This window comes from Streptomyces sp. NPDC002306 (assembly GCF_053593435.1).
On record NZ_JBSFCK010000016.1, the window covers coordinates 72,304 to 86,228 of the forward strand.

Annotated in this window: 9 protein-coding genes; 8 read left to right on the forward strand and 1 reads right to left on the reverse strand. The window is 69.2% G+C overall.

The genetic code is table 11. The annotated features are described in order from the left end of the window. Positions 1–296 precede the first annotated feature (296 nt). The 3 genes from ACWCQK_RS27150 (at position 297) to ACWCQK_RS27160 (ending at position 5,705) form a co-directional block, all read left to right on the forward strand. Positions 297–2,228, forward strand: coding sequence for an IucA/IucC family protein (locus ACWCQK_RS27150; protein ID WP_451159324.1), 1,932 nt, complete (start codon positions 297–299; stop codon positions 2,226–2,228). Positions 2,229–2,312: 84 nt separating this feature from the next. Next, the gene (locus tag ACWCQK_RS27155; RefSeq protein WP_451159196.1) at positions 2,313–3,137 is read left to right on the forward strand and encodes a GNAT family N-acetyltransferase; all 825 of its coding nucleotides are present in this window, start codon (positions 2,313–2,315) and stop codon (positions 3,135–3,137) included. A gap of 555 nt (positions 3,138–3,692) precedes the next feature. Continuing rightward, positions 3,693–5,705: an ATP-dependent DNA helicase gene (locus ACWCQK_RS27160; protein ID WP_451159198.1), complete on the forward strand. Its 2,013-nt coding sequence runs from the start codon at positions 3,693–3,695 to the stop codon at positions 5,703–5,705. 297 nt (positions 5,706–6,002) lie between these two features. Here ACWCQK_RS27160 and lexA read toward each other — a convergent pair whose 3' ends face one another. Further along, entirely contained in the window at positions 6,003–6,782 is a 780-nt protein-coding gene (gene lexA / locus ACWCQK_RS27165) for a transcriptional repressor LexA (RefSeq protein ID WP_046257039.1), read from the reverse strand. Between the two features lie 622 nt (positions 6,783–7,404). Between lexA and nrdR the strand changes: the two genes are divergently transcribed. The 5 genes from nrdR (at position 7,405) to ACWCQK_RS27190 (ending at position 13,922) form a co-directional block, all read left to right on the forward strand. After that, positions 7,405–7,983, forward strand: coding sequence for a transcriptional regulator NrdR (nrdR, locus tag ACWCQK_RS27170; RefSeq protein ID WP_451159200.1), 579 nt, complete (start codon positions 7,405–7,407; stop codon positions 7,981–7,983). 165 nt (positions 7,984–8,148) lie between these two features. Beyond that, entirely contained in the window at positions 8,149–11,052 is a 2,904-nt protein-coding gene (locus ACWCQK_RS27175) for a vitamin B12-dependent ribonucleotide reductase (protein ID WP_451159202.1), read from the forward strand. A gap of 156 nt (positions 11,053–11,208) precedes the next feature. Further along, positions 11,209–11,571, forward strand: coding sequence for a hypothetical protein (locus ACWCQK_RS27180; RefSeq protein ID WP_451159204.1), 363 nt, complete (start codon positions 11,209–11,211; stop codon positions 11,569–11,571). Between the two features lie 30 nt (positions 11,572–11,601). Further along, positions 11,602–12,744 carry a hypothetical protein gene (locus ACWCQK_RS27185; protein ID WP_451159206.1) on the forward strand — a complete coding sequence of 381 codons (1,143 nt, stop codon included), beginning with the start codon at positions 11,602–11,604 and terminating at the stop codon, positions 12,742–12,744. Positions 12,745–13,133: 389 nt separating this feature from the next. After that, on the forward strand, positions 13,134–13,922 hold the full coding sequence (locus tag ACWCQK_RS27190; RefSeq protein WP_451159208.1) for a DUF2785 domain-containing protein: 789 nt from the start codon (positions 13,134–13,136) through the stop codon (positions 13,920–13,922). Positions 13,923–13,925: the final 3 nt, after the last annotated feature.

The following is a 13,925-nucleotide window of genomic DNA, read 5'->3' on the forward strand; positions in this document are numbered from 1 at the left end:
AGGGCGCCGTGATCGCGGAGGGCGTCTTTGCCCTGGAAGCGGCTCATGGCGGGGAAGGGGCCCCTGGTGGGGCAGGGGCTTCGGGCACGGAGGCTGCCCGCGAAGAGAAGCGTGCGTTGGCCTGGGTAGGCGCCCGCGACGAGGAGAGTGCATTGGGTGCGGAGGGTGCCTTTGCCGAGGAGCGCGCCGCCGGTGGGGAAGAGGCTTCGGGCGCGGAGACTGCCCATGACAAGGAGGGTGCCTTTGGTGTGGAGGTTGCCCTTGAAGCAGAGCGTGCCCGCAACGAGGAGGGCGCCCTGACCTCGGTAGGTTCCTCCCCTGACGAGGCATGGCAGGCCGGTGCTGTAGGCGACCTCCTGGAGCACCCCGACCCGCACACCGCCGCCGAAGCCGCCGTCGTCGAGAACCTCCTCCGCTGCTGGGTACGCGAGACCGGTCTCACCGCCCCGGACGACGGCATCCTTCGCATCCCTCTCCCCGCCAGCGCCACGGCCCTGCTCGCCCCCGTCCGCTACTGGTCCCCGACGGGCTGGCACCGCTTCGGCCTCCCGTACCTCGCCGACACCCCCGACCAGTCCCCACCTGCCGACGCGGTCACGATCGCCGCGCTGCTCACCCGCGAGACGTCCGTGACGCCTCCCCGACCGTCGGCAGGCGCATCCGGGGGCACGCGGACCGACACCCCTTCCGGCTCGGTCAACGGCGCCGGCTCCACCTCCGGAGCTGGCGACGGCACCGGAATCGGTCCAGGGACCGGTACCGACCTGGTCGCCCGCGTCGCCGATTCCGTCCGTCGTATCGCCACCTTCGTGAGCGATCGCAGGCAACACCCTGGCGACGACGCCGACCACTTCCTCGCGGCCGAACAGGCACTCATGCTGGGGCACCCGTTGCACCCGACCCCGAAGAGCCGCGAGGGACTCTCCGATACCGAAGCTCGCCAGTACTCACCGGAGTTGCGCGGTTCCCACCCCCTCCACTGGATCGCTGTCGCCCCCTCCGTGCTCGCCACCGACTCGGCCTGGACCGAGGGCGGCCGTCCTGTCTCCGCGGCCGCACTCACGGCACGGCTCGCCGGAACCGGACTGGCGCTGCCCGACGGCCACGCAGCCCTGCCGCTGCATCCTTGGCAGGCACGCGAGGTCCTTCTCCGGGCCGAGACCGCCGCCCTGATCGACGACGGACTGCTCCAGGACCTCGGCCCGCACGGCTCGCTGTGGCACCCCACGTCCTCGCTACGCACCGTCCACCGGTCCGGCGCCCCCGCCATGCTCAAACTCTCCCTTGGCCTGCGCATCACCAACTCCCTTCGTGAGAACCTCCGCAAGGAACTCCACCGTGGCGTCGAGGTCCATCGCCTGTTGCGGGCCGGCCTGTCCAAGCAGTGGCAGGCAGCGCACCCGGGCTTCGACATCGTCCGCGACCCGGCCTGGCTCGCCGTCGACGGCCGGGACGGTGCCCCCGTGCCCGGACTCGACGTGGTGATCAGGCACAACCCCTTCGCCCCCTGGAACGACGTCTCCTGCATCGCCGGACTCGTCTCGCCCCGGCCCCGCGAGGACCCGTCGGCCACGGATTCGGACCACCACAACGACGGCGGACCGGTCCTGCGCTCCCGATTGGCCGAGATCGTCACGCGCCTCGCCCGCCGGACCGGCCGCCCGCTGGGAACGGTCGCCGCCGAGTGGTTCCTGCGCTACCTCCAGCAGGTGGTCCGTCCGGTGCTGTGGCTGGACGGGGAGGCGGGCATCGCCCTGGAGGCGCACCAGCAGAACACCCTGTTCCTGCTGGACGGCGACGGTTGGCCCGCCGGCGGCCGATACCGCGACAACCAGGGCTACTACTTCCGCGAATCCCGGCGAGCGGAACTCGACGCCCGACTGCCCGGCATCGGCGAGCACAGCGACACCTTCGTCTCCGACGAGGTCACCGACGAGCGATTCGCGTACTACCTCGCGATCAACAACGTCTTCGGTCTCATCGGTGCGTTCGGATCTCAGCGCCTCGCCGACGAGCAGTTGCTGCTCGCCGCCTTCCGACGATTTCTCGGCTGTGCCGTCTCCGGTCCTTCCCGGCTGCGCACCTCCCTGCCCGCCCGGCTGCTCGACTCACCCGTCCTGCGCTGCAAGGCCAATCTGCTCACCCGGCTGCACGGCCTCGACGAACTTGTCGGCCCGGTGGACACCCAGTCCGTCTACGTCACCATCGCCAACCCCTTGCGCTCTTGACCTTCACCCGCACTCCTGGCCATCGCCAATCCCCTTCATCCCTGAGGAACATGCCCCACCCCATCTCCTGAGAGGAGCGTCGCCGTGCCTCCGAACGACGCCTGGCCCGACGCTGGTGCCGTCCCCGTCGCAGATATCGGCCCCCACACGTACCCGGATCCGGCGAGACGTGAGACCGACACGACCGACGGCACGGACAGCGAGGACACGCTGGACCTGCGTCTTCCCGATGAGTTCCTCGCACTGATCGCAGAGGAAGGCGCCGAAGCCGTCCCCGGGGGGAGCCCGGGCCCTTCGATCGGCAGGGCACGAGCCGGCCTCCTCAAAGCGTCCAGTGACGACCTGCTCGGCGGCGTCGCCGACTGGGGGCCGATCGCCACCCCCGCCGGTGAGTTCTGCCTCCTGCCGGTCAGCCTCGACCGCGACCTCGACCTCATCGGCGGATGGATGAACGACCCCGCAGTGGCGGCGTTCTGGCACCTGGCCGACTCGCAGTCCGCGACGGAGGACCACCTCCGTGCACAGCTCGCCGGTGACGGGCGCACTGTTCCCTGCCTCGGCCTGCTGGAGGGCACGCCGATGAGTTACTGGGAGGTCTACCGTGCAGATCTCGACCCGCTCGCGCGGCACTATCCCGCCCGACCTCATGACACCGGAATCCACCTCCTCATCGGCGCTGTCGCCGACCGTGGTCGTGGCCTCGGCAGCACTCTTCTCAGAGCCGTCGCCGATCTTGTACTCGACAGGCGCCCTGCCTGCGCACGCGTCGTAGCCGAACCCGACCTTCGCAACACCCCCTCCGTCGCCGCCTTCCTGAGTGCCGGCTTCCGGTTCTCCGCCGAGGTCGACCTGCCCGCCAAGCGGGCCGCCCTCATGGTCCGAGACCGGAGCCGACGTGACTTGATGTGACGCCATGCAGCAGTGCCGTCACTTTTGGTACACCGCTCGGGCTGTTCCGGTTCCCACGGACTTCTTGCGATCTGGATCCCACCCTTGCCGCTCGCGTCGATCTGGATCCTCCCCCTGTTCGCTCGGGCTGATCCGGTCCCGCGGGCTTGTCGCGATCCCGTTCCCGCGGACTCCCGGCGATCTGGATCCCAGATTCCAGCCTTGCCCCACCCATGTCCCGCGATCCGGCTCCACGGATGTCCCGCGACCCGCTCCGCCCTTCCTGCCACCACCCCACCCCGCATCCCTCAATCCGGCCCCAGCCCCCCCAGCCCCCCCAGCGTCCTCCGCTCCCCCTCCCACGCCCTCCGCTCCCCCCAACGTCCTTCGCCCCCCCACCAACCCCGATCCAAGAGACCCCACCGTGACTCCGCCCCCAGCCTCAGCCAGCAGCCCAGCCCCCGTTCGCCCACCGAGCCCGGCCCTCAGTCCCACCCTCATCCCTGCGTCCCCGCGCACCGCGATCCCCCGCTTGATCAGACGTTTGTCAGTGCCGAGCCGTAGGGTGGTCGGGCTATGACGAAGCCTTCACTTCCCGAACTCCTGCACGCTGCCGTCGCTGCTGTCGGCGGTATGGAGCGCCCCGGCCAGGTGACCATGGCCGAAGCCGTCGCGGAGGCGATCGACGACGGTTCCCATCTGCTGGTCCAGGCCGGCACAGGCACCGGAAAGTCGCTCGGCTATCTCGTGCCCGCGCTCGCGCACGGGGAGCGTGTGGTCGTCGCGACGGCCACCCTGGCCCTCCAGCGTCAGCTCGTGGAGCGGGACCTGCCGCGCACGGTCGACGCGCTGCACCCGCTGCTGCGCCGCCGACCGGAGTTCGCGATGCTCAAGGGCCGGTCGAACTACCTGTGCCTGCACCGCCTGCACGAAGGGGTCCCGCAGGACGAGGAGGATGGACTCTTCGACCAGTTCGAGGCCGCCGCGCCCACCAGCAAGCTGGGCCAGGACCTGCTCCGCCTGCGTGACTGGGCGGACGATACGGAGTCCGGCGACCGTGATGACCTGACGCCCGGCGTCTCCGACCGGGCTTGGGGCCAGGTGTCGGTCTCGTCCCGGGAGTGCCTGGGCGCGTCGAAGTGCGCGTACGGCGCGGAGTGCTTCGCCGAGATGGCCCGAGAGCGGGCCAAGCTGGCCGAGGTGGTCGTCACCAATCACGCCCTGCTCGCGATCGATGCCATCGAGGGGGCCCCGGTCCTCCCACAGCACGAGGTGTTGATCGTCGACGAGGCGCACGAACTGGTCTCGCGTGTCACCGGGGTCGCCACCGGCGAACTGACCCCGGGCCAGGTCAACCGTGCGGTGCGGCGCGCCGCCAAGCTCGTCAACGAGAAGGCCGCCGATCAGCTCCAGACCGCGGCCGAGGGCTTCGAGCGGCTGATGGAGCTGGCACTGCCCGGCCGCCTGGAGGAGATCCCGGAGGATCTCGGCTACGCGCTGATGGCGCTGCGGGACGCTGCCCGCACGGTGATCTCTGGCATCGGCGCGACCCGCGACAAGTCCGTCCAGGACGAGGACGCCGTACGCAAGCAGGCGCTGGCCTCCGTGGAGTCGGTGCACGACGTGGCCGAGCGGATCGTGAACGGCTCCGAGTGGGACGTCGTCTGGTACGAGCGGCACGACCGTTTCGGAGCCTCCCTGCGTGTCGCCCCGATGTCCGTGTCGGGCCTGCTGCGGGAGAAACTCTTCGCCGACCGCTCGGTGATCCTCACCTCCGCGACGCTGAAACTGGGCGGCGACTTCAACGGCGTGGGCGCCTCACTGGGGCTCGCTCCCGAGGGCACGGTGGGCAAGGAGGACGAGGACGTCCCGCAGTGGAAGGGCGTCGACGTGGGGTCCCCCTTCGACTACCCCAGACAGGGCATCCTCTACGTCGCCAAGCATCTGTCGCGTCCCGCGCGTGACGGCGACCGGGCCGACATGCTCGACGAGCTGACCGAACTGATCCAGGCGGCCGGCGGTCGAACGCTCGGCCTCTTCTCCTCCATGCGCGGCGCCCAGCTGGCCGCAGAGGAGCTGCGGAGCCGGATCCCCGAGTTCCCGATCCTCCTCCAGGGGGAGGAGACCCTCGGCGAGCTGATCAAGAATTTCGCGGCCGATCCCCGGACATGTCTCTTCGGCACGCTGTCCCTCTGGCAGGGCGTGGACGTGCCCGGCCCGAGCTGTCAGCTGGTCGTGATGGACAAGATTCCGTTCCCGCGCCCGGACGATCCGTTGATGAGCGCCCGCCAGAAGGCTGTGGAGGATGCCGGCGGCAACGGCTTCATGGCGGTCGCCGCCACGCACGCGGCGCTGCTCATGGCTCAGGGCGCGGGTCGCCTCGTACGGGCGATGGGGGATCGAGGTGTGGTGGCCGTCCTCGACCAGCGACTGGCCACGGCACGCTACGGAAGCTATCTCAAGGCGTCACTGCCCGACTTTTGGTTCACCACGGACCGTAACCAGGTGCGGAAGTCGCTGGCGGCCATTGACGCGACGGCGAAGCAGACAGAAGCGGACGCCACGGCGAAGCAGACGGAAGCGGTGTGACGGTCGCACCGTGGGCTCGCACGGTGGCCTGTCGCATCGGTGGCGACAGGCCACCCCGAGAGGCCTGACGGCAGACCTCACCAGGTGACACCCGAAGCGCGCACATCCCGAAGCGCGAACCCGAGCCGCAACCCTGCACCGTGCGATCGCCGACCGTCCCCCTGAATCGCCGCACCCCAGCATCGCGGCAGAGATCACTGGCGGACCGAACGCGAACAACACAGGGCCCCGGAACCGGCGCAGGGGTCCCGGGGCCCAGTCACGCGGCGGGTTGGTGAGGCCTTCCCGCGGCTGTGCTCAGACGCGGCGCAGAACGGCCACCACCTTGCCGAGGATGGTCGCGTCGTCGCCGGGGATCGGCTCATAGGCCGCGTTGTGCGGGAGCAGCCAGACATGGCCGTCCTCGCGCTTGAAGCGCTTCACGGTGGCCTCGCCGTCCAGCATCGCTGCGACGATGTCGCCGTTCTCGGCGACCGGCTGGCGGCGGACGGTGACCCAGTCGCCGTCGCAGATCGCGGCCTCGATCATCGAGTCGCCGACGACCTTGAGGACGAACAGCTCGCCGTCGCCGACCAGCTGCCGGGGAAGCGGGAAGACGTCCTCGACGGATTCCTCGGCGAGGATCGGACCACCTGCGGCGATGCGGCCGACCAGGGGAACGTACGACGCGGCGGGCTTGCCCGCGGTGTCCGTGGGCTGTGCGGAGGCCGCCTGGTCGGAGCCGCGGACCTCGTACGCGCGTGGGCGGTGCGGGTCTCGGCGCAGGAAGCCCTTACGCTCCAGTGCCATGAGCTGGTGTGCGACCGAAGAGGTGCTGGACAGGCCGACCGCCTGGCCGATCTCCCGCATCGACGGCGGGTAGCCGCGTCGCTGCACGGAGTCCCTGATGACCTCGATCACCCGGCGTTGCCGGTCGGTGAGTCCCGAGCTGTCCGCCCGGATCCCTGGAGGTCGGCCCGGTAGGGACCGCTTGTGCCCCTCGGGATTCGTGGCTTCGTTCATCGCATGCACCGGCTCGAGTCGGCCCTGGGAGCGGTCCTGGGCAGTGATGGTGGCACTGTCTGCGGTGGTGGTCACGTCGGCCCCTCTCGATGGTCTCCCTGCTGGACAACGGTAGTAGCTTTCGAAAGGTTGCGCCAAACACACGTTCGAGTGAAAAATCGCGGATTGTCTGTCGCGATCATGTGTCTGGGTGTATGGCTAACGTGCTGGTCGGCGGACAAAAGGGCTCATTGCTGCACCCTTCGCCGCCGGGGCCGATGACCTCTCGGGCTGTCGCCCCAGTCTGTCATCCGGAGGTCCGTCGACCGTGAACCCCCCGCGCTCTGTGCGGGAGTCCCACGTCCCCTCCGTGCGGCGACCACGGTATCTCCGTAAGTGCCGAAACGGTACGTCCGTGCACCGCGCGGCCCCCCGTGTGTCCTGCGGCGCCCGCGTGTCCGTGTGCCGCCCAGGGCCCCGCGTGCCCGGTGCGGCGGCGCCGGCGTCCGGCACCCGCCAATCCGCAGGTGACACGCGAGTTCGGCGTGTATGTATGAGCCAATCCCCACATCTAGTGGTTGGATTGCGGCGGCGGCCCAGAAGTTGTGGTCCCCCCGGTCTTCGGGGCCTCGGCGATCGCCTATGCTTGGGGCTGCTTCGAGGGGCCCGGGAGGTCTTTCGAGGCCATTGAGTCTGCTGTGAGGAGGGTTGGGAGTCCATGCACTGCCCCTTCTGCAGGCACCCCGACAGCCGTGTGGTCGACAGTCGTACGACCGATGACGGCACGTCGATCCGTAGGCGCCGCCAGTGTCCTGACTGCTCCCGTCGGTTCACCACCGTGGAGACGTGCTCGCTGATGGTGGTGAAGCGGTCCGGGGTCACCGAGCCCTTCAGTCGCACCAAGGTCATCAACGGCGTGCGCAAGGCATGCCAGGGACGACCGGTCACCGAGGACGCGCTCGCCCAACTCGGCCAGCGGGTCGAGGAGGCGGTGCGGGCCACCGGAAGTGCCGAGCTGACCACCCACGACGTGGGGCTGGCCATACTCGGCCCGCTGCAGGAGCTCGACCTCGTCGCCTATCTGCGGTTCGCCTCGGTCTACCGGGCGTTCGACACGCTCGAGGACTTCGAGGCCGCGATCACGGAACTCAGGGAACAGCCGGGACACCCCGCCGCGGACGACGAAGACCGTGAGGGCCGTGCAGGCGGTGCGGGCGTGACCTCGGGGAGCCAGGAAGACCATCGCGGGTCCGGCGGGACTGCTCGAGTCCCCGACCCCGCGCACGCCGCCGACTGACCGACGGGCCGGAGCCGGGCGGAAACGCCGGATCCGGCCGAGCGGTGGCGACCAGAGACCTGTTGCGGGTGGCAGCGTGAGGGCGCCCGTGACACCAGACAGAACACCGTGCCCCGGGAACAATCAGGGCACTTCAGGGCGTTTTTGCCCGTACAGGGAGGCGGCATGACAGAGACGGCGAGCGGTCCGGCACGGAGTTCCCGTGCCAAGGGCACCAAGGTGAACAAGGGCCTGCGTATCGAGCGCGTCCACACCACCCCCGGCGTGCATCCGTACGACGAGGTGGCCTGGGAGCGCCGTGACGTCGTCATGACCAACTGGCGCGACGGCTCGATCAACTTCGAGCAGCGTGGCGTCGAGTTCCCCGACTTCTGGTCGGTGAACGCGGTCAACATCGTCACCAGCAAGTACTTCCGGGGTGCCGTCGGCACCCCGCAGCGCGAGACCGGTCTCAGGCAGCTGATCGACCGCATCGTGAAGACGTACCGGAAGGCCGGCGAGGACCACAAGTACTTCGCCTCGCCCGCCGACGCCGAGATCTTCGAGCACGAGCTGGCGTACGCCCTCCTGCACCAGATCTTCAGCTTCAACAGCCCCGTCTGGTTCAACGTGGGCACCCCGCAGCCGCAGCAGGTCTCCGCCTGCTTCATCCTGGCCGTCGACGACTCCATGGAGTCGATCCTCGACTGGTACAAGGAAGAGGGCATGATCTTCAAGGGCGGCTCCGGCGCCGGCCTGAACCTGTCCCGCATCCGCTCCTCCAAGGAGCTGCTCTCCTCCGGCGGCAACGCCTCCGGCCCGGTCTCCTTCATGCGCGGCGCCGACGCCTCCGCGGGCACCATCAAGTCCGGTGGTGCCACCCGCCGCGCCGCCAAGATGGTCATCCTGGACGTCGACCACCCCGACATCGAGGACTTCATCCAGACCAAGGTCAAGGAGGAGGAGAAGATCCGCGCCCTGCGCGACGCGGGCTTCGACATGGACCTGGGCGGCGACGACATCACGTCCGTCCAGTACCAGAACGCCAACAACTCGGTCCGCGTGAACGACGAGTTCATGAAGGCCGTCGAGAACGGCGGGAAGTTCGGCCTGCGTGCCCGCATGACCGGTGAGGTCATCGAGGAGGTCGACGCCAAGTCCCTGTTCCGCAAGATGGCCGAGGCCGCCTGGGCCTGCGCCGACCCGGGCATCCAGTACGACGACACGATCAACAGCTGGCACACGTGCCCGGAGTCCGGTCGTATCAACGGCTCGAACCCGTGCAGCGAGTACATGCACCTGGACAACACGTCCTGCAACCTCGCCTCGCTGAACCTGATGAAGTTCCTCAAGGACGACGGCAAGGGCCACCAGTCCTTCGACGTCGAGCGCTTCGCCAAGGTCGTCGAGCTCGTCATCACCGCGATGGACATCTCCATCTGCTTCGCGGACTTCCCGACCCAGAAGATCGGCGAGAACACGCGCGCGTTCCGCCAGCTCGGCATCGGCTACGCCAACCTCGGCGCCCTGCTGATGGCGACCGGCCACGCGTACGACTCCGACGGCGGCCGCGCCCTCGCCGGCGCCATCACCTCCCTGATGACGGGTACGTCGTACCGCCGCTCCGCCGAACTGGCCGCGGTCGTCGGCCCGTACGACGGCTACGCCCGCAACGCCGACGCCCACAACGGCGTCATGAAGCAGCACGCCGACGCCAACGGCAAGGCCGTCCGCATGGACGACCTGGACTCCCCGATTTGGGCCGCCGCCACGGAGGCCTGGCAGGACGTCGTCCGCCTCGGCGAGGAGAACGGTTTCCGTAACTCCCAGGCGTCCGTCATCGCCCCGACCGGCACCATCGGTCTCGCGATGTCCTGCGACACCACCGGCCTCGAGCCCGACCTCGCCCTGGTCAAGTTCAAGAAGCTGGTCGGCGGCGGCTCGATGCAGATCGTCAACGGCACCGTCCCGCAGGCCCTGCGCCGCCTGGGCTACCAGGAGGAGCAGATCGAGGCGATCGTCGCCCACATCGCCGAGCACGGCAATGTGATCGACGCTCCCAGCCTCAAGCACGAGCACTACGAGGTCTTCGACTGCGCCATGGGCGAGCGTTCCATCTCCGCGATGGGCCACGTCCGCATGATGGCCGCGATCCAGCCGTGGATCTCGGGCGCCCTCTCCAAGACGGTCAACCTCCCGGAGACCGCCACCGTCGAGGACGTCGAGGAGGTCTACTTCGAGGCCTGGAAGATGGGCGTCAAGGCGCTCGCCATCTACCGCGACAACTGCAAGGTCGGCCAGCCCCTCTCCGCCAAGACCAAGGAGAAGTCCGCGACGGACGCTGTCACGGCGAAGGCCGAGGACACCATCCGTACCGCGGTCGAGAAGGTCGTCGAGTACCGTCCGGTCCGCAAGCGTCTGCCCAAGGGCCGTCCGGGGATCACCACGTCCTTCACGGTCGGTGGCGCCGAGGGCTACATGACCGCCAACTCCTACCCGGACGACGGTCTTGGCGAGGTCTTCCTGAAGATGTCCAAGCAGGGGTCGACGCTCGCGGGCATGATGGACGCCTTCTCCATCGCCGTCTCGGTGGGCCTGCAGTACGGCGTGCCGCTGGAGACGTACGTCTCCAAGTTCACCAACATGCGCTTCGAGCCGGCCGGTATGACGGACGACCCGGACGTGCGGATGGCGCAGTCGATCGTCGACTACATCTTCCGTCGCCTGGCGCTGGACTTCCTGCCCTTCGAGACGCGTTCGGCGCTCGGTATCCACTCCGCCGACGAACGCCAGCGTCACCTCGAGACCGGCTCCTACGAGCCGGCCGACGATGAGGTCGACGTCGAGGGTCTGGCCCAGTCGGCGCCGCGTCAGACGGAGCTGAAGGCCGTTGCCGCCCCGCCGAAGGTCCAGGTCGAGGAGACGAAGCCGGAGGCCCCCAGGCAGGTCCACACCAGCGCCGAACTGGTGGAGATGCAGCTGGGTATCCAGGCCGACGCCCCGCTGTGCTTCTCGTGCGGCACGAAGATGCAGCGGGCGGGTTCCTGCTACATCTGCGAGGGCTGCGGCTCGACCAGTGGTTGCAGCTGAAAAATGACCAGCCTCGCTGCGTCCCCTTGCCGCCCGTCGGAGTGACCATCAGGCGAAGCACCGACTGACGCCAATGTGACCAGACAGTGTGTCCCCTCGAAGCTCAAATGCTTCGAGGGGACACACTGCTTCGGGAGACGTCATGGCACTGGATGGGTGCGTGCAGCCCTTCGCGTCGACCTCAACGGCTGTCGGCAGGCCCACCTCGGCGCCGACCGCGACCACGCTCTCCTCTCGCTTGCCCTGGCTACGGGCCAGCACCGGCACAACCTCGCGAACACAACCACCCACGAACTGCACAGGATCAGCTCTCTTCCGATCACCGCTACCCGCGTCGCCGACCAGGTTGTCGGTTCAGCACCGGCGGGCCGGGCCCCGCGCCCGAGTGGTTCGGCGATGACGGCGCTGATGCCGACGCGCTGTCCGGTGCTCTTGGACGAGCAGGCGTGGCCGGCGTTCCGCCGGACGCTCCAGGGCGGCCACGGCGCCGTAGTCGTCTTCCGCAACGTCGTGCGCTGAACACCCCGGCCGGGTCATAGTCTTCAGCCGATGACAGAGATACCCGCCGTGCCCTGCTCTGCCTGGGACGGACTGCCCTCAGCCGCTGGAGTCGACCGTCGAGCCGGTCTTTCCTGGTTGTCCGGGCTCGGCTTGAACCGCGCGGCACCGGCGGAGGTGCTCCTCAGGCTCCTGGATGTCGGCGAGACCGCCCTTCTGTACCGCGAGGACCTGTCCGACGGCGTCGTAGATGCCGCGGTCATCCACCCGAATCGCCAGGTCCGCGCCGACGCGGCAGAGATCTGTCGCCTGTCGCCGGATCAGTGGGAACGGCTCATCGCTGCCACCCCTGAGCCGGATCTTCGCGAGCAGCTAGTGGAACTCGCCGAGGAACGCCTGGAGGCACGGCGGCTGTCACGCGGCGGCCGAGGCGTCGGACGCGCGCCCCGCCCCGACGCCGAACCGCCCACCACCGCCGACGAGATCGCGGCGATGGCCGCTCAGGTTCCCGACATAGATCCTCAGAGCTCCACGATGGCCCTCTGGTGGATCGGTGCCCTGCACGCCAATGACGCAGCCATGCGTCAACTCGCGAGGTCGCCCAAGCTGCTGATCCGTCGCAGCGTCGCCAGGGCGCCGCGTCTGCCGGCGGATGTCGTTTCGCTCCTCGCCCGCGACCAGGACCGCGTCGTGCGTCTCTTCCTGGCCGAGTCCTGCGACGATGCCCCAGCTGAGACGCTGTTGGAGGTGGCGGAGTGGTGGGACGGCAGCCTTTCGTTCCCCGGCCGACCGCGCTCCCACCCGAACTTCCCCCGCGACGGCCTGCTGCGCTTCGCGACGGACCCGAACCCGCTCTTGCGTGCCCTTTCGCTCGACGACCCAGTCTCCACTGCGGTGCATGTCGAACGGCTCGGCCTGGATCCCGACCCGATTGTCCGCAGGGCCGCCGCCGCGGACCATCGGCTTGCTTCAGCAGCAGCGGTCAGGCTGGCCGCTGATTCCGATCAGGGTGTGCGTTGGCGTGCGTGGATCAACCCCGTACTGCCGACGTCAGAGTTGCTGACGCGCCTGCTCGACCCGCACAGTGCTGAGACCGCCGTCCGTAACCCCGCCATTCCTGTCGCCGTGATGCACCGCCTGGTCACACTCGCGACCCCGCACATCAAGACCCCGGATCGTTCCGCGCGGAAGTAGGGCCGCGAGGACCAGGGACTCTGGAGCTTTATCGACATCGCTCGCGCAAGTGCGGTCAGGGCCTTCGTGCAGGGGTCGCCGACATCAGGCTGCACGCGCGTGTGCGACAGCCCGTCGCACACGACGACCGGACCCCGACCACAGCACCTCCTTCAGGGACACTGCGGCCGCGCGCGGTCAGCGGAGCCGAGCAGGTCCAGCTGAGCCGCGAAGCAACGACGCGCAGTGACTCGGACGCGCGAAGGGGGACTGACGCGTAGTCCCTGAGGAGGAGAGGCCCCGACCATCTGGCGGGCCTCTTTCCCGACTCGTGGCGGCGACTCTCTTCCCGTCGGCCCCGCCTTTCGCCTCCGGGCACGAACCGGAGGCGTATCCCTTAGCCTCCGATCATGGACATGACGCAGTTGTACGACGGTGATATCGGCAAGCTCTCGGGAGCGCCCCGTGCCGCTGCCCTGGACGACCTCGTCACCTCACTCCGCTCACCCGACCCCGCGGTGCGCGACGACTGGGCCTACGTCACGGCCGTCCGCTGGATACCAGCCCTCGACTCGGGGGAACGACACGACCTCGGCGGCCGGATGGCCGTGTACTTCACCGATCCCGAGCCACAGGCCCGCACCTTCGCCCCGCTGATCCTGGCGCGGATCGTCGAGGCGGGCGACTGGCGCGAGACCTGGTGGCGTCCCTTCGCCGACTGGTATCCGGCGGAGCGGGACCTGCGCGGATACGACCCCGCACTCGGCTGGCTCCACGCCGCCGCACACGGTGCCGACCTCCTGGCGGCCCTGTCCCGGTGTCCCGGTCAGGACCCCCTGCCACTGGCCGGATTGGCGGCCGAGCGCCTGCTGGCACCCACCGACCACCTCTTCGACGCTCTGGAGGACGACCGCATCGCCTACGCGCTCGCCCGGATCCTGAGCCATCCAGACCTCACCGTGGCGCAGTCCGTGGCGTGGCTGGAACCGATCACCGAGGCCCTTCGCGCGGGCGAGCCGGGACCGGTGCCCGCTTGGGCCTCCAACGCCGTACGCACGCTGCGCATGCTCTACGTCGCGGCCCACCGCGGTGTGCGCACCCGCAACACCGACGAGCCGCCCCACCCGCTGACCCACCGGGAACAGGTGTTGGAGGCCTTGGCGGAGACCCTCGCGATCGTCGCCCCCTGGACTGGATGAGGG

What these genes read in the sequence shown, in the direction of transcription:
- ACWCQK_RS27160 (WP_451159198.1), top strand. Translation starts at nt 3,693, where the DNA reads ATGACGAAGCCTTCACTTCCCGAACTCCTGCACGCTGCCGTCGCTGCT.
- nrdR (WP_451159200.1), top strand. Translation starts at nt 7,405, where the DNA reads ATGCACTGCCCCTTCTGCAGGCACCCCGACAGCCGTGTGGTCGACAGT.
- ACWCQK_RS27175 (WP_451159202.1), top strand. Translation starts at nt 8,149, where the DNA reads ATGACAGAGACGGCGAGCGGTCCGGCACGGAGTTCCCGTGCCAAGGGC.
- ACWCQK_RS27185 (WP_451159206.1), top strand. Translation starts at nt 11,602, where the DNA reads ATGACAGAGATACCCGCCGTGCCCTGCTCTGCCTGGGACGGACTGCCC.
- ACWCQK_RS27190 (WP_451159208.1), top strand. Translation starts at nt 13,134, where the DNA reads ATGGACATGACGCAGTTGTACGACGGTGATATCGGCAAGCTCTCGGGA.